Source organism: Chitinimonas violaceus (genome assembly GCF_052601015.1).
Genome location: NZ_JBQXDJ010000010.1, coordinates 13,872 through 36,398 on the forward strand (window position 1 = coordinate 13,872; position 22,527 = coordinate 36,398).

Annotated in this window: 22 protein-coding genes and 2 tRNA genes; 16 read left to right on the forward strand and 8 right to left on the reverse strand. The window is 55.1% G+C overall.

Features of this window, described 5'->3' with window-relative positions:
* Positions 1-2 precede the first annotated feature (2 nt).
* The 11 genes from ACUHMQ_RS05245 (at position 3) to ACUHMQ_RS05295 (ending at position 9,258) form a co-directional block, all read left to right on the forward strand.
* Entirely contained in the window at positions 3-734 is a 732-nt protein-coding gene (locus ACUHMQ_RS05245) for a hypothetical protein (RefSeq protein ID WP_445294396.1), read from the forward strand.
* A gap of 34 nt (positions 735-768) precedes the next feature.
* Positions 769-1,080, forward strand: coding sequence for a tail fiber assembly protein (locus ACUHMQ_RS05250; RefSeq protein ID WP_445294397.1), 312 nt, complete (start codon positions 769-771; stop codon positions 1,078-1,080).
* Between the two features lie 61 nt (positions 1,081-1,141).
* Positions 1,142-2,308, forward strand: a complete 1,167-nt coding sequence (locus tag ACUHMQ_RS05255) for a phage tail sheath subtilisin-like domain-containing protein (protein WP_445294398.1) — start codon at positions 1,142-1,144, stop codon at positions 2,306-2,308.
* A 9-nt stretch (positions 2,309-2,317) separates the two neighbouring features.
* Complete coding sequence (locus tag ACUHMQ_RS05260; RefSeq protein WP_445294399.1) at positions 2,318-2,824, forward strand: phage major tail tube protein; 507 nt, start codon at positions 2,318-2,320, stop codon at positions 2,822-2,824.
* Positions 2,825-2,855: 31 nt separating this feature from the next.
* Complete coding sequence (locus ACUHMQ_RS05265) at positions 2,856-3,161, forward strand: phage tail assembly protein (RefSeq protein ID WP_445294400.1); 306 nt, start codon at positions 2,856-2,858, stop codon at positions 3,159-3,161.
* Between the two features lie 100 nt (positions 3,162-3,261).
* Positions 3,262-6,375 (forward strand): phage tail tape measure protein, encoded by a 3,114-nt coding sequence (locus ACUHMQ_RS05270; RefSeq protein WP_445294401.1) that lies wholly within the window; start codon positions 3,262-3,264, stop codon positions 6,373-6,375.
* Positions 6,376-7,251 carry a phage tail protein gene (locus ACUHMQ_RS05275; RefSeq protein ID WP_445294402.1) on the forward strand — a complete coding sequence of 292 codons (876 nt, stop codon included), beginning with the start codon at positions 6,376-6,378 and terminating at the stop codon, positions 7,249-7,251.
* On the forward strand, positions 7,226-7,432 hold the full coding sequence (locus tag ACUHMQ_RS05280) for a tail protein X (RefSeq protein ID WP_445294403.1): 207 nt from the start codon (positions 7,226-7,228) through the stop codon (positions 7,430-7,432). The genes ACUHMQ_RS05275 and ACUHMQ_RS05280 overlap by 26 nt, the downstream gene beginning before the upstream one ends.
* A gap of 3 nt (positions 7,433-7,435) precedes the next feature.
* Positions 7,436-8,476, forward strand: coding sequence for a phage late control D family protein (locus ACUHMQ_RS05285; RefSeq protein ID WP_445294404.1), 1,041 nt, complete (start codon positions 7,436-7,438; stop codon positions 8,474-8,476).
* Positions 8,477-8,533: 57 nt separating this feature from the next.
* A complete protein-coding gene (locus ACUHMQ_RS05290; RefSeq protein WP_445294405.1) occupies positions 8,534-8,818 on the forward strand; it encodes a phage holin family protein in 285 nt (94 codons plus the stop codon).
* A 5-nt stretch (positions 8,819-8,823) separates the two neighbouring features.
* A complete protein-coding gene (locus tag ACUHMQ_RS05295; protein WP_445294406.1) occupies positions 8,824-9,258 on the forward strand; it encodes a D-Ala-D-Ala carboxypeptidase family metallohydrolase in 435 nt (144 codons plus the stop codon).
* A 52-nt stretch (positions 9,259-9,310) separates the two neighbouring features.
* Here ACUHMQ_RS05295 and ACUHMQ_RS05300 read toward each other — a convergent pair whose 3' ends face one another.
* From ACUHMQ_RS05300 to ACUHMQ_RS05330, 7 genes are all read right to left on the reverse strand, one after another.
* Positions 9,311-9,850, reverse strand: a complete 540-nt coding sequence (locus ACUHMQ_RS05300) for a phiTE_072 family protein (RefSeq protein WP_445294407.1) — start codon at positions 9,848-9,850, stop codon at positions 9,311-9,313.
* Between the two features lie 233 nt (positions 9,851-10,083).
* Positions 10,084-10,371, reverse strand: coding sequence for a helix-turn-helix transcriptional regulator (locus tag ACUHMQ_RS05305; RefSeq protein ID WP_445294408.1), 288 nt, complete (start codon positions 10,369-10,371; stop codon positions 10,084-10,086).
* 167 nt (positions 10,372-10,538) lie between these two features.
* Positions 10,539-11,909: a tyrosine-type recombinase/integrase gene (locus ACUHMQ_RS05310; protein WP_445294409.1), complete on the reverse strand. Its 1,371-nt coding sequence runs from the start codon at positions 11,907-11,909 to the stop codon at positions 10,539-10,541.
* A 439-nt stretch (positions 11,910-12,348) separates the two neighbouring features.
* Positions 12,349-12,424: transfer RNA gene (locus tag ACUHMQ_RS05315), tRNA-Asn, on the reverse strand.
* A gap of 194 nt (positions 12,425-12,618) precedes the next feature.
* A tRNA-Asn gene (locus ACUHMQ_RS05320) sits at positions 12,619-12,694 on the reverse strand.
* A gap of 92 nt (positions 12,695-12,786) precedes the next feature.
* Positions 12,787-14,160, reverse strand: coding sequence for an aspartate aminotransferase family protein (locus ACUHMQ_RS05325; protein WP_445294410.1), 1,374 nt, complete (start codon positions 14,158-14,160; stop codon positions 12,787-12,789).
* 125 nt (positions 14,161-14,285) lie between these two features.
* A complete protein-coding gene (locus tag ACUHMQ_RS05330; RefSeq protein WP_445294411.1) occupies positions 14,286-15,668 on the reverse strand; it encodes an aminotransferase-like domain-containing protein in 1,383 nt (460 codons plus the stop codon).
* A gap of 172 nt (positions 15,669-15,840) precedes the next feature.
* On the opposite strand from ACUHMQ_RS05330, the gene aptA reads away from it, so the two are divergent.
* From aptA to ACUHMQ_RS05355, 5 genes are all read left to right on the forward strand, one after another.
* Positions 15,841-17,187, forward strand: a complete 1,347-nt coding sequence (aptA, locus tag ACUHMQ_RS05335; protein WP_445294412.1) for an omega-aminotransferase AptA — start codon at positions 15,841-15,843, stop codon at positions 17,185-17,187.
* A gap of 73 nt (positions 17,188-17,260) precedes the next feature.
* A complete protein-coding gene (locus ACUHMQ_RS05340; protein ID WP_445294413.1) occupies positions 17,261-18,763 on the forward strand; it encodes a CoA-acylating methylmalonate-semialdehyde dehydrogenase in 1,503 nt (500 codons plus the stop codon).
* A 480-nt stretch (positions 18,764-19,243) separates the two neighbouring features.
* Complete coding sequence (locus ACUHMQ_RS05345) at positions 19,244-19,564, forward strand: hypothetical protein (RefSeq protein ID WP_445294414.1); 321 nt, start codon at positions 19,244-19,246, stop codon at positions 19,562-19,564.
* 278 nt (positions 19,565-19,842) lie between these two features.
* A complete protein-coding gene (locus tag ACUHMQ_RS05350) occupies positions 19,843-20,178 on the forward strand; it encodes a DUF7709 family protein (protein ID WP_445294415.1) in 336 nt (111 codons plus the stop codon).
* Positions 20,179-20,321: 143 nt separating this feature from the next.
* Positions 20,322-21,110 (forward strand): head GIN domain-containing protein, encoded by a 789-nt coding sequence (locus ACUHMQ_RS05355; protein ID WP_445294416.1) that lies wholly within the window; start codon positions 20,322-20,324, stop codon positions 21,108-21,110.
* Positions 21,111-21,168: 58 nt separating this feature from the next.
* Here ACUHMQ_RS05355 and ACUHMQ_RS05360 read toward each other — a convergent pair whose 3' ends face one another.
* On the reverse strand, positions 21,169-22,359 hold the full coding sequence (locus ACUHMQ_RS05360) for a GGDEF domain-containing protein (protein ID WP_445294417.1): 1,191 nt from the start codon (positions 22,357-22,359) through the stop codon (positions 21,169-21,171).
* Between the last annotated feature and the right edge of the window lie 168 nt (positions 22,360-22,527).

Here is a 22,527-nt window from a genome sequence, read left to right on the forward strand (position 1 = left end):
ACATGAGTCTGGAACAGGCCATCAGTGAACAGACACGGGAAGTCAAAGCCCTGGTCGAGGTAGTAAAAGGCAAACAGTCTGCGATTGATGCCCGTGTGCAAACAAAGATCGGCGAGATGGACCAATGGATGCTCGTCAACACCCCAGAAAAACGCTGGGTAAAGGACATCACGATTGGCGGCAGCACCGACAAGTGTTACCCGGTCTGGTGGATGGGTGAGTCACCGGGAGAGGCAGGGGTAACCCGCATCAACATCGGACGGCCATTTAACTGGAACGAAGACACGCGGCCTTTGAATAAAGCGAGTGCGCACCAAGCCAGCCTGTTGCTTGTGCTTGAGCAGGGTGACTGTGCCTGGGGCGGTGGTCCAACGGTGTTCAAGTACCTTCATTACGCCTATGTCTATAACCCCACGATCAGCCACCCGAGCTTCAGTATGTATTGCAAGGAGTACAAGCTCGATAACAGCAAACCCAGCCATAACAACGTTGCGAACGGTGCATTCGGGCAGTACTGCTCTGTGATGTCGGGGTTGTACCTGCGAGGGGGCGGCTTGAAATACCGGATCATCGCCAACCGGCCACTATTGAATTTCGGCTTTCATGATGGCTCAGGCGCGGAGCGCGTTATTCACACTGCCGATCACGTCAATACACGCTGGGAAGCCGAGCCGATTCCCTTTGATGCCGACGAGGCAAAGCGGTATTGCCCAGCTCAGACGACCAGAGGCTAACGGCAGTTACTCCCCCTAGTGCAAGGAATAACCGATGCAACATGCTTTTCTACTGATTCGCCGCCTGCCCAATGGTATGCAGAATGTCCCGGCAACGATGCTGCGCGAGGTCGGTATCGATGACGAAACAGCTGCTAAATTGATTCGCGAGGCTAAGCTCGATGTATTGCGCATCCAGCGCGACCAGCTGCTGCGCGACTGCGACAAGACCCAGTTACCCGACATGCCGATCACAGTGCAACAAAAGGAAGCCTGGGCGCGGTACCGGTCCGCCTTACGGGACATGCCAGAAAACCTGACGGACCTCGATAACGTGCAGTGGCCGGTACCGCCCGGCATCCTATGACCTGTATCGACCCTGACCCAAGCCCGCTTACTGCGGGCTTTATTCATTTCTGGGAGGCGTAATGCCCAAGCTCGACCTATATCACGGCGTTACCGTCAAACTGCTGGACATCGGTCCACGCACGGTGTCGCTACCTTCATCGTCCATCATCGGCTTGGTCGATGTTTATGCGCCCGGTACCGGACTGGTCCAGCCCAACAAACCGGTCAAGATTACCAACCTCAAAGAAGGCGCACAGGCGTTTGGCGTTAACAGTCCGATCTATCAGCAGCTAAAAACCATCTACGCCAAGACCAGTGCTGTTGTTGCGGCAATCGGCGTGGAAAAGAACGCCGATGCCAATGCTCAGACCAGCGCCATCATTGGCGGCGTGACTGGTACCGGCGTACGTACTGGCCTGCAGGCGCTGCTCGATGCCAAGAGCGAAATCGCGCTCCATCCTCGCTTGATCGTCGCACCCGGTCATTCGTCCAAGCAGGCCGTTGCTGCTGCCATGGACAGTTTGGCTGGCAAGCTAAGGGCGATAGCCATCATCGACGGGCCTAACACGACAGATGATGCAGCGATTGCCTACGCACAGAACTTCGGTAGCAAACGCCTGTATATGGTGGATGCAGGTGGTATCAAGGTATGGGACAGCGTGCTCAATGGACCGGTGGTATTACCCGCATCCGCTGCGGTCGCGGGGATGTTCGCTGCCCGTGATGCCGAAGTGGGTTTCTGGGCTTCACCGTCTAATAGCGAATTTGCCGAAGTGTTGGGTACCGGTCGTCCCGTTGAATACCTGTATGGCGACCCGACCTGCCGCGCCAACCTGCTGAACCAGCAGTTCATCACCACCATCATTCGCGAGGGCGGGTTCAGGCTATGGGGCAATCGCACCCTGAGCAGCGACCCCAAGTGGTCATTCGTTACCCGCGTGCGTACCACCGATATGGTGATGGACGCCATCCTGGCCGGTCACCAGTGGGCAGTCGACCGAGGGCTCACCAAGACGTTTGTGAAAGACGTCACCGAAGGCATCAATGCTTTTATGCGGGATCTGCGCAATGCAGGCGCCCTGATCAATTTCGAAGTCTTTCCAGATCCATTGCTCAACACCGCCAGCCAGCTGGAAGAGGGCAAGGCGTACTGGAATATCCGGTTTACAGACGTCCCACCTGCCGAAAACCCAATCTTCCAGATCGAGGTAACCAATCAATGGATTACCGAAATCCTCGGTCAATAAGGACAGCCCATGATTCCGCAAACACTGACCAACTTTAACCTGTTCGTGGATGGCCGCAGCTATGCGGGCTGTGCCACCAAGATTCAACTGCCCAAGCTGAAAAGAAAAACCGAAGAACACCGCGCCGGGGGCATGGACGCCCCTATCGATATGGCCCTTGGCCTGGAAAAACTCGACGGCGCAGGTTTCACCCTCGCCGGTATTGATCGCGCCTCGCTGGCGATGTTTGGCATCGCCAACGCCAGTGCTTTCAGCGGGGTATTTCGAGGTAACTTCGCCGACAAGAATGGAGCCGTAACTTCCGTTGTCGTGACCTATCGCGGCATGCTGACCGAACTTGATATGGGGGAATGGGAAGCCGGCAAGAAGAATGAAACCAAGTACTCCCTCTCGCTCGACTACTACAAGCTGGAAATAGGCGGCGCGGTAGTATTCGAGATCGACCCGCTTGGTATGGTGCGCATCATCGATGGCAAGGACGAACTTGCTGCAGAGCGTACCGCATTGGGCCTGTAAACCTTTCCTTAACAAATCAGGACCTACATCTATGCAAGAATCAATCCCTCTGTCCAAGCCCATTACCTTGAATGGCGTGCAAGTGGATCGGCTGACGCTGCGTGAACCTACTGTCGGTGACCAGCTGATAGCTCGCAAGATCGCCGCACAGGACGATGTACAGTTTGAACTGAACATGTTTGCCAGCTTGGCAGGCTGCTCTCCCAATGACTTGCACCAACTTCCCCTGCGCGACTACGACAAACTGCAAAAGGCTTATCTTCGGCTATCTGATCCAACTGCAGTTACCCCCACCAGCCAGCCAACAATGGCTGACGTGGGCACGATCCTTGGCTGAGCACTACGGCTGGGGACCGGCAGAAATCAAAGCGATACCGCTGTCTGAACTGTCGCTTTGGCTGCCGGTTGAGGATATCCACGCACGGTAAAGGGTTTACATGAGTAAAGACATCGCCGTTGGCATTGTCATCGGCGGTGCCGTCTCGGCCTCGCTCGGTGCTGCCCTTGGTAAAACCCAGCATGGCCTGGACGGATTGCAAAAGCGTCTTGGCGATACCAGCAACATCCGCAAGCTGATCGGCGAGACGCAACGCCTTCAACGCGAAATGGATGCGGCAGACAACGCCAGCCGCCAGATTGGCGTCACGTCCTATCAGAAGATCAGAGCGGAGATGAAAGGGCTGGCCAAGGAAGCTCAGGCCAGCACCGGTACCGTCGCGGATCTGACCAACAAGCTGTCGGCTGCCCAACAGGCCGCGACATTGGGCAAAACTGCATTGCCCAGTCTACAAGCTGAGCATGAGGCCCTGGCCCGGAACAATAAGCTGCTGCAGGCTCAGGCTGAAATCAAACGCGCCACTTGGCAGGATGCCAGGAACAACACGGCACTCAGCCAACAGGAGAAGCTGGCGAGCAAGCAGGCGTATGAAGCAACACGCGAACAGGCCAAGCAGGCACGCGCCTTAACTGAGGCCAAGCGTGCCCAGGTACAAGCCACCAAAGCCCAGATCGCTGCCGAAGGGCAGGCACAGCATGCCCTGGACAAGGCTGTCAGACAGGAAAAGCGTGCGCAGGAAGCGCTCGCCAGCAAGCGGACTGAGCTGAAGACGGTCACCCGCGCCCATCTGGAAACCAAGCGTGCTGTTGCCAGCCATGCAGCCCAGGTGGGCATGTTGGGCAATGCAGTGCAGCGCACCGATAAGGCGTTACGCTATCAACTGCCGGTGATCGGTGATGCGACACGGGCGACCAGCAAGCTAAGTGATGCAAATCGCTCAGCGGTTACCAGCCAGCAGCAGCTGGCAAACAGCCCGCTACGTGATCGGCTCGCCGCCAATATCGGCGCATTGCGCAGCATGGGTATCGAGGTGGGCAAACTCGATATCGCTTTGCAAAAGCTGTCACGCACCGAGAAAGGTATGCAATGGCAGCAAGCCGGTTTGCAAAAGATGCAGAGCGGACTGGCCTTGGGTCGTACTGCGGGGCTTGCCATCGGCAGTGCAGCAATACCTACCCGGATAGCAGGCAACTTCCAGGCGGAAATCCGCGATATCGCCATCAAGGGTGGTATTGCCGGTAAACCTGAAGAACTGGCCCTGGCGAAAAGCATCAAGCAAACGGCCGAGCAGCAGAAGATGAGCAGTACCGACCTGGCACAGGCAATCAACGGCCTGGTGACACAGGGCATGGAGGTGAACGAAGCCACCACGCATGGCAATCTGCTGGCTGAATTGATCAAGGGCCAGAAGATGGCGCCAGAGGATGCCGCCAAGCTGATCTTTTCGTTTGGTCAGAATGGCGTCAAACCAGAACAGATGCGCAAGTCGATGGGCGAAGTCGCCATCGCCGGTGATTTGGGGGCATTTGAAGCGGACAAGATGGCTCGCTATATGCCAGAACTGCTTGCCACGACAGGTGCGCTGGGCTTCCAAGGGCCAGAAGCCGTACGCTATCTGTCGGCCAGCCTACAGGCACAGGTCAAACTGACGGGTGATCCAGATAGTGCCGCCAATAACCTGAAGAACCTGCTGGGCAAGATCACCGCACCCGATACCGCCAAGAAATTCGAGGAAGCGAGTATCGATCTGCAAGCCTCCATGCAGGCGTATATCCAACGTGGCTACAACCCCATCGAGGCGTTCATCACACTTACCGAACGGCTGCAGGCGGAGAAAGACTCGGGCCAGGCGCAGAAACTGGCGGCACTGAAGTCGAAAATCCAGCGCAGCAATAACGCCGGTGAAGAGAATGCCGCACTGGATGCCTATTTGAAGATGGCGGGTTTGGCAGATGTGCTGACTGACCAGCAGGCCCGCGCTGGCGCTTTGGCGCAGATCAAGTACGGCAGTCAGATCGAGCAGGATCTGGCCAAGATGAAAACCAACGACGGTGGACTGAAGCTCAGCAAAGACAAGGCGGATCGGGACGCACTGTCGAACTCAAAGTGGGATGCTGCCAAGAACAGCCTGAGCGCCGCCCTGGGTGAAATCGGCGATGCTATCCGCCCTATGACAGACCGTATAGCCGAGCTGGCAAGCAGTACAGGCAAGTTCGTGGTGGGATTCACGCAAGCCAACCCAGGTGTCGCGCTGGGGGCGTTGGCCGTCAGTATCGGCGCTTTGGGTGTTGCAGCGAAACGGATCACCACCGGCATGGTCCAATGGGGTGCTGGCAGGCTGCTTGGTGGGTCAGGAATTAGGCTGCCTGACACCTTGAGTAAAACTACAGGCAGTCTTGCCAGCCATAAGGGTGCCGCAATCGGTTCTCGTGTACTCGGCGTACAGCCGGTATTGGTCACCAATTGGCCCGGTAAGGGGCTGCCGGACCTGGGCGGGTTAAGTGGCAAAGGGAGTGAGTTGAATTCACACCCTTCAAAACGTGGACGCTTTGCTCGGATGAGAGAGGCGATACGCAATACCCGTGCGCGGATAGGCAATGCCGTTGCTGCTTCTACACCGCGCAGTGTGGGTGGCGCTCTTGTGCGTGGCGCAGCAAAAGTCGGTGGGGCTGCCCTGGTCGTTGGTACGGCAGGCAGTCAGGTTTACGACACCTTCAAAAACGCCAAGACCAGTGAAGAGAAAGGGCGCGGCTATAGCAGCGCAGCGGGCGGACTTGGGGGTGGATTTATCGGTGCCAAGGTGGGTGCGCTTGTGGGCAGCTTGGTGCTTCCTGGCATTGGTACCGTCATCGGTGGTTTGGTCGGTAGCGCTGTCGGTGTCATTGCTGGGGAAAAGCTTGGCGGGGTGATCGGCAGCAAGATCGGTCAAACCGTACAGTCAAAGACGATTGCTGGAATTCCAGCAATCTCCAAAACCCCCATGGCTGTAGTGCCTGCAACTGTAGCTCCCCCCACTAAACCCAAAACACCTCCAGCCATCACCCAGCAACTCACCTTCAGCCCCACCATTGAAGTCAAAGTCCTGGGCGACGCCAAAAACCCTCAGCAGATTGCCACTTCCATCGCACCGCACCTCAAAGCGTTGTTTGACCAATGGGCAGCACAGCTAAAGCCCAGCAGCAGCGGGCGTATGTACGACCCAATAGGAGGTTAAATGGCAATCGTCACATTACTGGGTAAAGCGCTCGATAGCGCCACCCAGGCGGCAGGGGCTGCCCGTTTGCCTGGTGCAGTTCGGGATCTGGGTGGCGCCGTTGCTCAGACCAACAGTGCATCAGAACTGGTCGACAAAGCGGCAGGGCTGATGTCTGCTGGCTCGCCACTACTGGGCAAGGGCTCAGCCAAGGCAGCGCAGCTATCAGGATTGATCGGCTTGGCTGCCAAAGACCTAGGAAACACGCATCACCTGCTATTGATTGCAGCAGCTGAAAAACTCTCACGGTCGAACTCTGTCCTTAAGCAATCCATAGGCAAAGCCATCGGTGACTATGCCCAGCTGAGCGGGCCGGCTCAGGCTGCCCTTGCCAAGCTGCCACCCGGTACCGCCAAACTTCCCATCGTCCAGTCAATGAACAAGCGGCTACAAGGTGCGCTGCCGCAGATAGGGCATGCGGACGGGAACGGGTTTCTGCTGGAACTCTCGACGCAGAAAGGCCAGCCATTCCGGTTCAGTCTTGGAAAAGCAACCTATGAAACGCTCAAGCGGCAGACCCAGTTTGGTATTGCTGATCAAGAGCGCCTTACTCGTCGCCACGCTGAGCAAGCCACCGGTCTCGGTACCGACAAAATCACCCTGCGCGGTGCAATCTTCCTGGCACGTGAAGGCGCTGGACATATTGATCGCCTGCGGGCCATCGGTGAGCAATTGCAGCCGCTTATCTTGACCACGGGTTACGGCCAGCACCTGGGGCGATGGTATCTGAACAGTATCGACGAGGAGCAGGCTCATCTGTTCAACGATGGCGCTTATCGTAAACAAACATTCAGCCTGGAGTTAACCCGCTATGGCGAAGATTATCAGAACGTCTGACGGCGATTTTTTGGACCAGCTTTGTCTGGCGGAATATGGGCACCTGAAAGGCTCGCTGGAAGCGGTACTCGACGCCAACCCAGGCTTGGCAGAAGTTCCAGAACCTTATTCATTGGGTATGCATATCGTTCTACCGGACCTGCCTAAGCCCTCGAATGCCAGTGTGACTTTGTGGGAGTAAGCAATGCGGCCTATATATCGCATCCTGGCTGACGGCAAGGACATCACAGCCTTATTACAGGATCGGCTGCTCAGCATCAGCATTACCGACAAGGCTGGGGTTGATGCAGACGAGTTGACCATCAAGATCGACGACCGCGAAGGCAAAGTAGCCATGCCGCGCACTGGTGCGATGCTGGAAGTCAGCCTGGGTTATGAAGAAACGGGTTTGACACGAATTGGCCGGTACCGCATTGACGAGATTGGGTCGAGCGGACCGCCCCAGGCCATGACGCTCAGTGGTCGTCCCGCCAATATGGCAAGTGCCATCAAACAAGTAAGGCGGCATAGCTGGGATAAGGTCAGTCTTGCCACCATTGTGGCGGACATCGCCAAGCGCAATAAACTCAAGCCGGTCTGCCAAGTGAAAGCCACGGTGGCGAGAGCCGATCAGTTCAATGAGTCCGATCTGCACTTCATCACACGCTTGGCGGGCCAATACGATGCAACCGCCACCATTAAGGGAGAGCAGCTACTGGTGTTACCACGTGGCGGCCAAAACAAGTCTAGAAGTGGCAAAGTCTTACCCACCATCGTTCTCCACCGTCGGGACATTACGAGCTGGTCATTCAAACGTAGCGACCGCAAAGCAGCGGTTGGTGCCGTTGCCAAGCACCACGATAAAGAAAGCGGGAAGACGCTGCGTGTTCTGACACCAGGCGGTGACAATCAGAGTGCACTTCGGGTTGCCCGTCATGCCAGTGCAAGCCCAGGGGCTGCTGGTGCCAATGCCAATGCAAGTGCAAAACGAGCGCAACGAAGTGAAATCACGCTCAGCCTGAACTTATGTGGCCGCGCGGATCTGGTCGCCGAGCGGAAACTACGCACACAAGGTATCAAGGAAGGCGTCGACCATCTGTGGACTATCGACAGCGTGATGCAGGAGTACGTACCCAATGGCGGGTGGACCAGTTCAGTCGAACTGATCCTGAATAAACAGGCTGAGCCAAAGAAGAAAGGTAAAGGGAAACAGCCAGCCAAGCAGTTAAAGGCCATGACGCCTTAATAGGATCTACACACCAACAAGCCGCCCATGAGGCGGCTTTTTATATGAGGATGCAACATGCAGGAACACGATAAGTCGCTGCTTGAACTAATGGCTGTTGGGGCGGCAATTGCACTGGGTAAGATGTTGGCGAGCGATGAGGTGATCAGTAAACGCCTGATAGTAGGACGGGCAATTTTAGGTAGTGCCAGCAGTGTTTTGGCGGGTTTGGCCTTACTGCAATTCCCGGCTATTCCGCCTTTGGCATTGATCGCACTGGGCTCCGTAATGGGCATTTTGGGTGCTCAGTTCATTGAAGTGTGGCTTAAGCGCCAAATTACCAAGATGGGAGGTGGGGAATGACAGCCATGCTGACACCAAATTTCAGCTTGTCTGAACTGACGGTGAGTGACACAGCAGCGAAACGTGGTTTAGACAATACGCCGCCTGATGTGGTGCTACCCCGCCTTCGTACCCTTGCCCTCACTATGGAAGCAGTACGCGCCCATCTGAATCATTCGCCCATCATTGTCAGCAGCGGCTATCGTTCTCCCGCGCTAAATAAGATAGTGAGTGGAACAACCACCTCAGCGCATTGTGAGGGGTGGGCTGTGGATTTCATTGCGCCGAAGTTTGGGACGCCACTATCGATCTGCCAGCTATTGGTTAACCTGCCGGATTTCCGGTTTGATCAGCTGATTTACGAGGGCTCTTGGATACACCTGAGCATTGATCCGCGACAGCGGCAGCAAGTGTTGACGATGCGCGATGGGAAGTACTTCCCAGGGCTTGTTGAAATGTGAGGGAGTAATTTCTTAAACGGTGTGAATGCGGGGAGTACCCGCATTCACGTCACTATGCGGCCAGATTTGTCGACAGCGTTGTTTGTAGCCCAGTTTTTACTGCCTCAATCACGCGGCAAAGGTAAACATATTTTGGATTAGGTTTCTGAGGAAGCGCGTACCACCACTCATCACCGAACACACGCTGCAACAGATCGCGGTCGGTCATGTGGTGATCAAGATATGCAGCGTCGTCATACATCTCGCGAGCATCGTCTTGGGTGATCTCGCCAGCACGTCGCTGGCGCAGCACTTCTGCCTGTACATGATCGCCCAGCCTGTCATCATCGTTTATTGTGTCTTGAATGCCTACCTTGAGATTACGAGCCAAGTAATGGCAACCACAACCCAAGAAGAATTGTTCAAGGTTTCGATTACCCCCCATTGCACCCCAGGAGGACGACCAAGCATCGCCGGAGCATTCAATGGTGATTTTTCCCTGCCCTGGCTTGTAGTTCTCGATGTAGACAGTGATTGGGTCTAGCTCCCAGCCTGCTTCAACTTGGGCGCCGACAATGCGCAAATTTGTAACAGTCGATTGCTCAATCTGCATGTCTGGGCAATTCCTCTAGCTTGCCTGCGGGTATGCTGGTCTACTATTCCATGCGTTCACAGCACCTACTTTGGTACGCCGTGAAACGCAGACATTGTGGCCCCGCGACTCATCGAGTGGGTTTGCTCCTTCGTTTTGATCGCACTGAACGTACCAGACGCCATACAGTTTGGACACAGTGGGCTCGCGGCTACAGAGTGGGCATGGGAGCATCGCCGACACGTCCACCTGATTTATTGGCTGTACTCCCCAACCGACTTGCGGACACTTTTCCTTCTAGTGGGTCGGGTAGCGGTGGCGTTGCGACTAGCTGTAATGCGCGATTCGATCCATGCTTTTACTTCGGACTCAATCCAGCCGACGCTACCTGTGCCCAAACGAATTTGGGTCGGAAAAGTAGCGTCATAGCTCGGGCTTTTGGTATCCAGCTTGTCGTAAATTGCGGATCGAGATAGTCCGGTTCTGGCTTCGACTTCCTTACGACGGATGATGATTGAAACAGATGGACTTGCAGCGCTCACGATGGATTCCTTTGGAAGAAAGTCAGAAAATAAAGCTAAATCTAACTTTCTGGCAAGGCCATTGCAAGTGGTCAGTTACTGCAACATTGTGGAAAAACATAAGAACTAGAAGAAAAGCTGTTGATTCTGTGAGAATTCCTGCGAATTGAAGAAGTGAAAATATTAAGTTAAATAGAACTTGTTAGCTGGCTAAGATGCTTACCAAGCAAAATAAACGCTTCTCTTCGCTCTTCCATTAGATCAGCACGTTGGTAAATCCGCTTCACCTTATTGTCCTCTGCGTGGTTCAAGCATTTCTCGATTACGTCGCCACGCACACCAAGGTTGCCTAGCATGGTTGCCCCTGTGCGGCGTAGATCGTGGGCTGTCCAATCGCCATCAGCTAGTCGTAAAGCGTCGGACGTCTTGGTACGCTTAGGGAGCGCAGTAGTGCGTTGCCTGTCTTTAATCTGTTTTTGGACAGTCTTGATGCATACATAGCCTTCGCGTCGCGTGGCAGGAAATACCCACGTATCATCTATCGCATAGGCTACTCGAGCTTTTGCAAATTCACGCGGACCTCGCAGTCGCTTGAACTGCTGCAAAGCAAAGTCGGAAAGGTGAATCACATGCGGCTCCCCATTCTTGCTATGCTCTGCGGGGATACGCCATTCTTTCTTTTCGAAATCCACATCTTGCCAACGCGCCCTTACGACTTCTCCAACCCGAGCCAGAGTAGAAAGCATTAGCCAGATAGCACACTGTGTCGGTAACTCCAGTCGGGCAGAGCCGGCAACATTCACCAGACCGGAAAACGGTACAGCAGCAGCGAGTTTGCGGATTTCATTCGGTGACAGCACACGACCTCGCTCCTGTTCTTTTCCGCCTGCATGCTCCTTGGATATAAGCGCCGTCGGGTCTATTTCCACGTACTCACGAATCAGCGCATAGCGAAACATCTGGCGTAAGTCAGATAGAACACGGTTCGCCATTCGGCCAACACCACGGGCAGTAATATCATCTAGCAAGGCCATGACATGCCTGCGGCGCACGTCTTCAAGCGCCATATTGCCAATAGAGGGCAATACGTCCTTCTCGAATGCACGCCGAACTTCTTTCCCCGCATCCTTACGCTTGGTCGCAGCGGCACTATGCCAAGCTTCAAACAGGCTGCTTATCGTATGCCGGTTCGCCAGCTTAGCAGCCTCCGCGTCGGCCTCTCGCAACCTCGCTGCCTCTTCCCGCTTTTGTCTCTCTGCCTGCTCTCGCTCGAAGTTGGCTTGCTCTATGGGGTCGACCCCTTCCGCGACTATGGCTCGTAGCCGGTCACGTTCAGCACGGATAGTCGCCAAGTCAGAAGCAGGCCAACTTCCGCAGCGCTTTTCCCGACGCTTGTCTCCGACTCGGAATTGGTAGGTAAAGCTGATGGATACCCGGTCATCACGACCAATCGACACCACGCCGGAAAGGCCGCCGCCATCTTTGACGGTTGTTCCCTTGGCTTCAAGCTTCAGACTTTTGAGGTAGAGGACCGTTAATTGGTTCTCACGTTTTGCCATTCTGCTGCCCCGACAAATGCCCCGACAAAAAATCAGGATTGGCGCGGATTGTGCCGGACTTCCTAGGAATGGGCAAGAACACAGAACCTAGTGTTTACAAGGGTTTCAGGCCATATATTGGATTCTTTAGGACATTGGTGGAACGCTATTCGCTAGCATGGGGTGCAAGGGGTAGGAGGTTCGAATCCTCTCGCTCCGACCAAGTAATACAAGGAAGCCTGATAACTCGGTTATCAGGCTTTTTGCTTTTGTACACGTGTGCATTTCAGCGCGTTAAGTTGGGATGCAGTGCTGGTGAACTTTGCTAGGTAGTGCTGGCGGGGATTTTGAGTCCCCTACATTGCTTAGCTGTGGGGGTAAGACTTGGATCTGTTGCTGTGGAATCAAAGGAATGATCAAAACAAAAAGCCCAGCATTTGCTGGGCTTTTTGTTTACATCTGGCTCCTCGACCTGGGCTCGAACCAGGGACCTACGGATTAACAGTCCGGCGCTCTACCGACTGAGCTATCGAGGAAAGGACGCGCAAGATACCGGTAGTAGCGGGACTTGTCAAAGCTTTGAGCGAAATATTTTCGCTTCAGTTGGGGGGCAGCTTGTTCACGCTGTCACGAATAGCGTAATGGCTTTGCACTATTGCGGTCGTGAAAAAATTCTTAGGAGGATATAGAAACAAAGAGCCCAGCGTCTGCTGGGCTCTTTGTTTACATCTGGCTCCTCGACCTGGGCTCGAACCAGGGACCTACGGATTAACAGTCCGGCGCTCTACCGACTGAGCTATCGAGGAAAGGACGCGCAAGATACCGGCCGTTTACGCGTTTGTCAAAGGTTCTGCAGTATTTCTTATGTATGCATGTCTTGATGGGTACTGAGCCGAGGCTATTTACTATCGGGTTGCGTCAATTCCCTCAGCGCTTGTCCCAGGGTTGTCAGCAGCTTTTCGACATCCTGGACGGTGGTCTCCGGGCAGATGAGCAGCATGTTATGAAATGGTGTGATCAGGATGCCCCTGTTGAGCAGATAGAGATGCAGCAGGTGTTCCAGGCTATGGTCCATTGCTGCGGCAGCCTCGGTCCCGGTTTGTGGAGGGTGAGGGCAGAACTGAAATTCAGTACGCGCTCCGACTTGGCTTACGCACCATGGGAGACCATATTGGCCGACAAGATCTCGCAGCCCTTTTGCCAGATGCTGCGCCAGACCGACCATATGGGCATAAGCCGCATCGGTCATGACATTTTCCAAGGTCGCGCGTATCGCTGCCATGGCGAGTGCATTGGCGGTCAGCGTGGTACCAATGCCGGAGTGTCCAGGTGCCGCTGCAGATTTGGCCGCTTGCATACGCTGAGCCAGCTGGGCGGTGAAGCCATACACGGCGCAAGGAACGCCACCGCCGATGGGCTTGCCCAGTACGAAAAAGTCGGGTTCTAGACCATATGCCTTGGCATATCCGCTGGGCCCGGTAGAGATGGTATGGGTCTCGTCACAAACAAGCAGTGCCCCGGCTGCGCGTATGAGTGAGCTTGCTTCAGTCCAGAAATCTGGCTGGGGCAGGACCATGCCGATATTAGTCATGACGGGCTCTGCCAATACACAAGCAATGTCGGCTTGAGCCAAGGCAGCCTTAAGGGCAGTCAGGTCGTTGAACTCAATCACGACAGTGTGTTCAGTCAGATCGTAAACCTGGCCCAGCAGGCTTTTACGCTGGGTTGGGACGCCATTGATCAGATCGACAAATACATCGTCCACCGTACCGTGGTAGCAGCCATTGAATACCAATACCTTGCTGCGGCCGGTAGCCGCACGTGCCCAGCGGATGACGAAGCGGTTTGCATCGGTTGCCGTCATGGCGAATTGCCAATACGGCAAGCCAAAACGTTCGGCAAGCAGTTCACCTACTCTGGCAGCATCCTCGCCTGGCAACATAGTGGTGAATCCATGCGCTGCTTGCCGGGTAACAGCAGCGGCAACCGCCTCTGGTGCGTGGCCGAACATCGCACCAGTATCTCCCAGGCAGAAATCCACATACTCGTGCCCATCGGCATCGCGAAAGCGGGCGCCTTTGGCGTGCTCGACAAAGAGTGGGAAAGGTGTGCCCCAGTCAGTCATCCAATGAAGTGGTACACCGTAAAGCAGATGTGCGTTGGCGCGTTGTGCCAGTGCCTGCGATCGCGGTCTGGCAGCGGCATAACGCTTCCGCTCACGTTCCAGTAATGCGGTCTGCCGGGCTGGGTGGATGCCTGTATGGTGGGCCATGTCGTCCTCTATCTGGTGAGATAAATCGTCACACTGCTTGAAATCCGCACCATTCTGCTGTCCGCCGCGTGAAACGTAAATTTCGCTATTCCGTTAGCCTGATCGTGAACTGCCTTTGGGTGTCCTCAAGGGGAGGCTTGCCCCGCCAGCCATCCATAAAGCCGGCTGTTATCAGCCCAGGCGGCATTGAAGCGGAAGAAACGCGTTGGCGTGCCCATAGGGTGGTAGAAATGCCCAGGTGCTAGCGTAATGCCGACAGTGGCGGCTGCGCTGGTGAGTTGGTCGACATCCAGCGTTGGTGGTGCTTCAGCCCATAGAAACAAGCCGCTAGCGGGTTGGTGGAAAACTGACCAGCCCAGTTCTGTCAGACGCTCACATGTCCTGTGCTGTGCTTGCGTCAAGCGGTCACGCAGGCGGTCGAGATGGGTACGATGATGGCTATCGGTCAGCATCGCCAGCGTTGCGGACTCCATGATGGTGGAGCCTGTCAGTCCAGCTGCCATTTTCAAGCGGGTGGCTTGCGCTATGGTGTCCGCATTGGCGGCCAAGTAACCTACCCGTAGTGCCGGAGACAGGGTTTTAGAAAAGCTCCCTAGGTAAATCACCTGTTCAAGGCCATCCAGCGCTGCAAGGTTAGGAATGGGGTAGGGCAGTAGATCAGCAAACGGGTCGTCCTCCACAACACGAAAGCTATGTCTATCAGCCAGTTTGAGGATCTGATGGGCTGTTGTGGCGGTTGTGCTGGTACCCGTTGGGTTGTGCAGCGCACTGTTGGTAAAGAACGCCACTGGTTTTTCATGCTCGGCCAAGTGAGCCAGAGTAGGGATATGGGGGCCATTGGTTGTACGTGGTACACCGAGCAGTCTTGCACCATGGCCCTGCAGTGCGGCGATCAGTGTCGAATAACCAGGGGTGTCGATCAATACGGCATCGCCGGGGCGCACCAGCAGCCGTATCGCCAAATCCAGGCCCTGGCTTGCCCCGTGGGTGAGGACGATGCGTTCGGCCGGTGCTTCAATGCCACGCAGCGCCAGCCGCCATTGCAAGTGCTGGCGTAATTCAGGCAAACCTTGTGGATGGCCATAGCTGGTAAGCACTGGGCCCGAAGTTTTTGCGAGCTGCCTCAGGGCCGCACGCATACCGTCTTCATAAAGCCAATCTGGAGGGAGCCAACCACCGCCAGCTTGTAGTTCCAGCGCGTTGTCTTCATACACCCGGCTGAGCAACCAGGCTTCGTCAACTGGGGCTCGCTGGCTTGGTTCAGCCGCTCTGCCACGTACAGCAACGAAATAACCGCGCGATTTTTGCGACTGTATCCATCCTGCTGCCACCAGCCGGTTATACGCTTCCGCCACGGTAAATGGGCTTACCTTGGTCATCTGTGCCAAGCCACGTACTGAAGGCAAACGCACGCCAGCACCAAGTACGCCGTGTTCTATCTTGGCGATGAGGCTGGCGACGATTTGCTCGGTGAGCGGGGTGCTGGCATCAGGATCAAGTTGGAGCATGAGGGGGACTCGCAAACTGTACTGCTTGTCTGGTCAATACATCTCGCAACCACAATGCGGGCCTTGTATCTGGCAATACGGCCCACTGCGGGCAGATACTGCGCTTACCCGGCGGTTATGCACCAGTACGCTGCCAATACACATCATTACACTTTCCACCATGGAGACCAAGATGGGAGCCAATGCGCTTGATCCGAACCAGGACCTGAATGCTTACTGGATGCCGTTCAGTCACAACCGGTATTTCAAGCAGCACGCGGAACATCGCACCAATCGGCTGTTGGCGAAGGCTGAGGGTAGCTACTACTGGACGACCGAAGGCAACAAACTATTCGATGCGCTTTCCGGTTTATGGTGTTGCGGCCTGGGGCATCGCCACCCCAAGTTGGTCGAGGCGGTAAAGCGCCAGCTAGATGTATTGGATTACAGCCCAGCATTCCAGATGGGCACCCCGGCTGTATTCAAGCTTGCAGAGCGGATTGCCGAGGCTGCGCCGGCTGGTTTCGAGCATGTCTTCTTCTGCAACTCCGGCTCAGAAGCTGTCGATACTGCGTTGAAAATGGCGCTTGCCTATCACCGGGTCAGGGGGGAGGCGCATCGCACCCGTTTCATTGGGCGGGAAAAGGGATATCACGGTGTGGGTTTCGGCGGCATTTCAGTGGGAGGCATGGTAGCAAACCGCAAGATGTTCTCCGCCGGCATGCTGCAGGGGGTGGACCATCTGCCGCATACCCACAATTTGAAGGAGATGGCCTATTCCAAAGGCGAACCCGACTGGGGTACCCACCTGGCGGATGAGCTGGAACGGCTTGTCGCCTTGCACGATGCCTCAACCATTGCTGCCGTGATTGTGGAGCCGATGCAGGGTTCGGCGGGGGTAGTGGTGCCGCCCAAGGGGTATTTGAAGCGCTTGCGTGAAATCTGTACCAAGCACGGCATCCTGCTGATTTTCGATGAGGTCATCACCGCCTTTGGGCGTATGGGTAAGCCATTCGCGGCACAGTACTGGGATGTTACGCCTGATCTCATCACGTTCGCCAAGGCGGTGAACAATGGTTTGGTCCCGATGGGCGGGGTGATCGCCACCAAACAGATTTACGACACCTTTATGACCGGTCCGGAGCACATGGTCGAGTTCTTCCATGGCTATACCTATTCGGGCCATGCACTTGCTGTGGCGGCCTCGCATGCGGCGCTTGATGTGATTGCCGAGGAAGGTATCTACGAGCGGGTGAATGGTTTGAGCAAGACCTTGCAGGAGGCTGTTCATGGCCTTAAAGGAGAAGCCAACATCATTGACATCCGCAACTGTCAGTTGGCGGCTGCGGTCGAGCTGGCCCCAATGGAAGGAAAGCCGGGGCTACGGGCAATACGTGTGTTTGAGGAGGCACTAAAGCGGGGTGTGTTGTTCCGCTTCACTGGCGACATCATCGCCATGGGGCCGACCTTCATTTCGACGCCCGATGAGTTGGCCAATATGGCGGATGTGTTGCGTCAATCAATTCGTGCCGCGAATTAAGGTTCGGCTGAGCATACGCAGTAGACGATCTCCCTTGCTGTTATCGGCAAGGGGATGGATAGAGGATTCCTGAATGACTAATACCATCCACCATTGGATTAATGGCACAGAGACGGCTGGTGCCTCCGGCCGTTTCAGTAATGTCTACAACCCTGCCTTGGGGGAAGTCACGGCACGTGTGCAACTTGCCACGGTGGACGAAGTGAATGTGGCTGTTGATGCAGCCAAAGCTGCGTTTCCTGCCTGGTCTGCCACGCCGCCTTTACGCCGGGCGAGGGTGATGTTCAAGTACAAGGAATTATTGGAAAAGCATGCGGATGAGATCGTCGCCGCGATTGCTACAGAACACGGCAAGGTAAAGGCCGATGCGCATGGTGAATTGATCCGCGGCCTGGAGGTGGTGGAGTTTGCCTGCGGTGCGCCGCATCTGTTGAAAGGCGAGTTTGCCGAGAATGTCGGTACTGCAGTCGATAGTTACAGCTTGCGCCAGTCATTAGGGGTCGTGGCGGGTATTACGCCCTTTAACTTCCCTGCAATGGTGCCGATGTGGATGTTCCCCTTGGCGCTGGTAGCCGGTAACACCTTTATATTAAAACCGAGTGAGCGTGACCCATCGACATCGTTGATTCTGGCGCGTCTGTTGAAGGAGGCCGGTCTGCCCGACGGCGTATTCAACGTAGTGCAGGGCGACAAGGTGGCAGTTGATGCTATTTTGGCTAACCCGGATATCCAGGCTGTCAGCTTTGTCGGCTCAACGCCGATCGCGCAGTACATCTATGCCACCGGCACCAGCCGTGGCAAGCGTGTCCAGGCCCTGGGTGGAGCGAAGAACCACATGGTGGTGATGCCCGATGCTGATCTTGATCAGGTGGTTGATGCACTGATGGGAGCTGCCTATGGGTCGGCCGGTGAGCGATGCATGGCGATTTCTGTCGCGGTGGCAGTCGGGGATGCTGTGGCGGATGCGCTCATCGACAAACTGGCACCCAAAGTACGTGCACTCAAGATCGGCAGCTGGGATAGTTCGGCCGATGTTGAGATGGGGCCTTTGGTTACCCGTGAGCACAAAGACAAGGTGGTGGGTTACATCGATACCGGCGTAGCCGAAGGGGCCAAGTTGGTGGTCGATGGCCGTCAACATACTGCGGCAGGCTGTGAAGGGGGCTTTTTCTTAGGTGGTTCGTTGTTCGACGGCGTGCAGACGGACATGAAGGTCTATCAGGAAGAGATCTTCGGCCCGGTGCTTTGTGTCGTGCGCGTGAAGAGCTATGAGGAGGCAGTACAGATCACCAACGACCACGCTTACGGTAACGGTACAGCCATCTTTACGCGTGATGGCGATGCTGCGCGTGATTTTGTCGCCCGTATCCAGGTCGGCATGGTGGGGGTGAACGTGCCGATTCCTGTACCCATGGCATTCATGAGCTTTGGGGGGTGGAAAGCGTCTTTGTTTGGTGACCACCATGCCTATGGCGCAGAGGGCATTCGCTTCTATACCCGGCTTAAAACCGTCACAGCACGCTGGCCGCAGTCGATACGTTCAGGTGCGGAGTTTGTGATGCCGACGATGAAGTAAACGTAATAGCTATAAGAACCTGTTCAAAGTCTTACGAGTTAGCGCGAGACAAGGCGAAATCGGCTGCGGAAGCTATTGATTGAAGTACAGCAGACTTTGAACAGGTTCTGACGCTTACCACTTTCCTTTCGACCAATATCTTATCTAGCACTCCTCAGCTATTTCGGGTCTGAGCCTTTTCAAGATAATCCGAATTAAAAGACTATTTTGTAATAATTTGTTGTTGCAAAATCAATTTTCTGAAAATCACATGTTGTAAATTTAAATTTAGTGGTTGAGTTACGAGGTGTTCAGGTGAATTCAATCACCCTTCATATGAACTTTTAATAGTATTGAGATTCAATAAACAATGTCGACTGCTTATTAAGCGAGATTCTGTTGATGACGGATTTTCAGATTGGTAGCGATACGGACCCGATCACTAAAACAGTATGGTGCTGTTTGCATGATGAATCTTGATACACGTTCAAGGAGAACGCTATGCCATTTATATCCCAAAGCTTAGAAGACATGCTCAACGAGGTATACCAGGACGGTAGCGTTTCATTCGCTGAATACAAAACGCTGCGTGATGATGCCGATTGCCGTATGCAGAATTTAATCAATGAGTTTGGCTGCCATAATAATATTACGGCTTTTCAAAAAGCCATGGATGTAGCAATGCAACTATTACAGCTATCAGTCCTGGATGCAAAGAAAGCAAAATTGACGGATATGGACGAAGCGATTGTTAGAGACGCAATAACTGCACAGGTGGAATATCTTCGCGCTGGTAGCTATTTAGCATTGCGTCTCTTATAAGCTCGTATAAATCGAAAGCGTAATAGTCAAAGACTGGAAACGGTAAGGTATCGGGGAAAACTGCTAGGGCGAGGCGAAAACACTCGAGGAAGCGATGTTTACAAGGGGTGGATGAGCATCCGAAGGTGTTTTTGGTCCTACAGCAGACTTCGACGGATACTCAAGCCGCCTCAGGTTTTGTGGGATGTTAAGCAAGTTTTATTGTGTGGGGAGGCTTGTAATTCAGCAGTGTGCCCCACACCTGTTTTTACGAATAATTCCTATCTAGGAGCTTGCTGATGACATCCGTTACCCCTGAGAACACTGCCGAGTTGGCGGCCGTTAACCAAAAGATCCTGGCTGAGGGGCAATCCCTGCCGACCGTACAACTGAAAGATGGCAGCCGTGTGCAGACAGGTACGGTTGCCACCATGCTGTACAACGTAGAGCAGTACAACAACGGTGTACGTGGAGAGATCGAGAAAGAGTTGGAGTTGTCTGTGCCGACGCTATTGAAGGTCGGCCTGTTTGATCTGTTCTCCCCTGAGGAGTGGATCGCTGGTGATAATGCAGGACGCCGGTTCGTGGGACTCAAAGCCAAGGACTATCTGGCCCGCCAAACTGATAACAGTTAGTAGTTTGTTCAAACACGCTGATTTGGCTTCGGGCTGTCCCGCGTAGGTGCGGTTCACCCCGTCCTATCAGCGGCCTGTCATACCCAGCTGGTGAGTCCGCGGCGGATGCGTAGTATCGCGAACATTCCAAACAGGAGTTCGATATGCAAAACCGCCGTACCAACCCTTACAAGCTGATGGCTGCCCCGATGGTGTCTGTGCTGGTCACGTTGGCTGGTTTGGCCGTGCCGCTCTCCGCTCAGGCGTTGACGATTGACATTCAGAGTGGCATGGCCAGCAGCCGCGTTCAGGGTTCCGGCAAGGTTATCGAGGACAAGCGCACTCTCGGCTCGTTCACCCGCCTACGGTTGGATGGTGCGATTACTGTCAATGCCCGGCCGGCCGGTGCCTCGGGCGTCACAGTTCAGGCCGACGACAACATTGCTCCGCTGATTCTGACCAATATCGAAGGCGATACGCTGGTCGTCAAACTGAAGCCTAATACTGGCATTCGCACCGCATCACCGGTGGTTGTCAGCGTTGATTTCACCAGGTTGACCAAAGCGGATCTGCGCGGCAGTGGCGACTTGAACATCACATCCTTGAAAGGCGAACAGTTTGAGCTGTCGCTTGCTGGTTCCGGTGATGTGCGCCTGGGTAACGCTGAGCTTGGCAAGCTCGCCGTACGCTTGGCCGGCTCTGGCGACATCTGGGTCAAGGGCAAGTGCGAAGACGCCAGCTATAACATCGCCGGTTCGGGTGACGTGCATGCTGCCGAATTGCAAGCCACACGTGTCAAGGTCGACATCGCAGGCTCGGGCGACGCACGGGTGCATGCCAGTGAGGCACTGTCGGTACAGATCGCCGGCTCAGGTGATGTGTCCTACAGCGGTAATCCGGCCAAGGTCAACAGCCGCGTGGTTGGTTCGGGTGATCTGCGCCGTGTGCGATGAGCCACGGCCGGCACCTTCAACGTCGTATTGCTGACGCTGGATAGGTTCTTGGCGTAAATCATCGCCCGCCGGCATCGGATAGCGATGAGGCTGACATGACGCGGTTTCGGCCTGCCCGCTTGGCGGCATAGAGTGCAACGTCAGCCGCGTCCAATCCTTGCAGCACTGTACGGTCGTTGGCAATGCCGACTACGCCGGCGCTGAGGGTGATTGGGTCTTGCAGGGCCAAACCAAGGTTCAGGCTGCGGTTGCTGAATTGATGCCGTATCCGTTCAGCAACCTGTACTGCTTGTGTTTCATCGCTGCCTACCAGTACCACGCCGAACTCTTCGCCGCCTTGGCGTGCACCGATATCCTGCCCCCGGATATTGGCGCGAATCACTTCCCCCAGCATCTTCAGTACTTTGTCACCGGCGGCATGTCCCAGCCGGTCGTTTACCTGCTTGAAGTGGTCGATATCGAGGCAGATAACAGCGCTGATGCCGCGATCACGTTCACGGCGTGCATCGTCCTGTGCGGCAAGCAGGCTGAGCCCGCGTCGGTTCAGCATGCCGGTCAACCAGTCGGTAACTGCGCTGTCGGCATTGTGGGCGGATATGCGCACCAGTTGCAGCGCGATGCAGGCGACGGCAAGCGTAACGGTAAAGAGCAAAGCCGCAATGCCGAAGCTGGCGCGATAGAGCTCATACGGCCCGCGATGCTCATGGCCCAACCAGCTGATGCACATCAGGCTGTATTGCCAGAAGAAAATCGGCAGGTAGACAACGATCAGGCCCTGGAGCCAGCGAAACAGCAGGCCGACTTCCTGCCGATACGGTTTACCCAGCAGATGTAGCAGATTCAGATAAAACATCAGCTGCGATGTAGCTGTGATCAATACGCGGGTGATTGAATCCCGTTCCAGGTCACCACCAAACAAGAGACCAATTATCGGCAGGCTGCCGATCAGACCCAAGATCGGCCAGGACGGTGTCTGCTTATTGAAACGCCAAAAGCCGAAGAGCAGGGTGCAGCTACCCAGGCCGGTTGCCAGGTGATTGATGATGTTAAGTAGCGGTTTCTGTTCTGGATGGTGCAGGACGAAAGTGGTCAACGCCAAGCCATTCAGTGCAAAGCCTATTGCCCAGAAGCCAGGGCCGCTGCCATTTCGGTCGTATCGGATAGCAAAAAGCAATAGGCCGGACAGCAGCAACTGGATCAGGCCGCGACAGAGAGCAAGTGTGGCGATGTCAATTGGCGCGAGGCTCATGCCGTGTCTGCGGCGATCAATGCGTGGCTCTGTTTACCCCGCTGCTAATCATAGACGTCACCCAAGCCGTCATGTCGCCTTAACGCCACGCGGTGGCTGATGTGGGTTCCACCTGGGCCTGCCTGCATGGCATGCTGCGTTATGGCTCGGTTGCATGGGATTGTTGAT

Excerpts from the sequence above, each read along its gene's own strand:
- ACUHMQ_RS05290 (WP_445294405.1), top strand. The coding sequence starts at position 8,534 with ATGCAGGAACACGATAAGTCGCTGCTTGAACTAATGGCTGTTGGGGCG.
- ACUHMQ_RS05310 (WP_445294409.1), bottom strand. The coding sequence starts at position 11,909 with ATGGCAAAACGTGAGAACCAATTAACGGTCCTCTACCTCAAAAGTCTG.
- ACUHMQ_RS05270 (WP_445294401.1), top strand. The coding sequence starts at position 3,262 with ATGAGTAAAGACATCGCCGTTGGCATTGTCATCGGCGGTGCCGTCTCG.
- ACUHMQ_RS05260 (WP_445294399.1), top strand. The coding sequence starts at position 2,318 with ATGATTCCGCAAACACTGACCAACTTTAACCTGTTCGTGGATGGCCGC.
- ACUHMQ_RS05255 (WP_445294398.1), top strand. The coding sequence starts at position 1,142 with ATGCCCAAGCTCGACCTATATCACGGCGTTACCGTCAAACTGCTGGAC.
- ACUHMQ_RS05300 (WP_445294407.1), bottom strand. The coding sequence starts at position 9,850 with ATGCAGATTGAGCAATCGACTGTTACAAATTTGCGCATTGTCGGCGCC.
- ACUHMQ_RS05340 (WP_445294413.1), top strand. The coding sequence starts at position 17,261 with ATGACTAATACCATCCACCATTGGATTAATGGCACAGAGACGGCTGGT.
- ACUHMQ_RS05250 (WP_445294397.1), top strand. The coding sequence starts at position 769 with ATGCAACATGCTTTTCTACTGATTCGCCGCCTGCCCAATGGTATGCAG.
- ACUHMQ_RS05345 (WP_445294414.1), top strand. The coding sequence starts at position 19,244 with ATGCCATTTATATCCCAAAGCTTAGAAGACATGCTCAACGAGGTATAC.
- ACUHMQ_RS05325 (WP_445294410.1), bottom strand. The coding sequence starts at position 14,160 with ATGGCCCACCATACAGGCATCCACCCAGCCCGGCAGACCGCATTACTG.
- ACUHMQ_RS05355 (WP_445294416.1), top strand. The coding sequence starts at position 20,322 with ATGCAAAACCGCCGTACCAACCCTTACAAGCTGATGGCTGCCCCGATG.
- ACUHMQ_RS05245 (WP_445294396.1), top strand. The coding sequence starts at position 3 with ATGAGTCTGGAACAGGCCATCAGTGAACAGACACGGGAAGTCAAAGCC.
- aptA (WP_445294412.1), top strand. The coding sequence starts at position 15,841 with ATGGGAGCCAATGCGCTTGATCCGAACCAGGACCTGAATGCTTACTGG.
- ACUHMQ_RS05330 (WP_445294411.1), bottom strand. The coding sequence starts at position 15,668 with ATGCTCCAACTTGATCCTGATGCCAGCACCCCGCTCACCGAGCAAATC.
- ACUHMQ_RS05285 (WP_445294404.1), top strand. The coding sequence starts at position 7,436 with ATGCGGCCTATATATCGCATCCTGGCTGACGGCAAGGACATCACAGCC.
- ACUHMQ_RS05295 (WP_445294406.1), top strand. The coding sequence starts at position 8,824 with ATGCTGACACCAAATTTCAGCTTGTCTGAACTGACGGTGAGTGACACA.
- ACUHMQ_RS05360 (WP_445294417.1), bottom strand. The coding sequence starts at position 22,359 with ATGAGCCTCGCGCCAATTGACATCGCCACACTTGCTCTCTGTCGCGGC.
- ACUHMQ_RS05265 (WP_445294400.1), top strand. The coding sequence starts at position 2,856 with ATGCAAGAATCAATCCCTCTGTCCAAGCCCATTACCTTGAATGGCGTG.
- ACUHMQ_RS05350 (WP_445294415.1), top strand. The coding sequence starts at position 19,843 with ATGACATCCGTTACCCCTGAGAACACTGCCGAGTTGGCGGCCGTTAAC.
- ACUHMQ_RS05275 (WP_445294402.1), top strand. The coding sequence starts at position 6,376 with ATGGCAATCGTCACATTACTGGGTAAAGCGCTCGATAGCGCCACCCAG.
- ACUHMQ_RS05280 (WP_445294403.1), top strand. The coding sequence starts at position 7,226 with ATGGCGAAGATTATCAGAACGTCTGACGGCGATTTTTTGGACCAGCTT.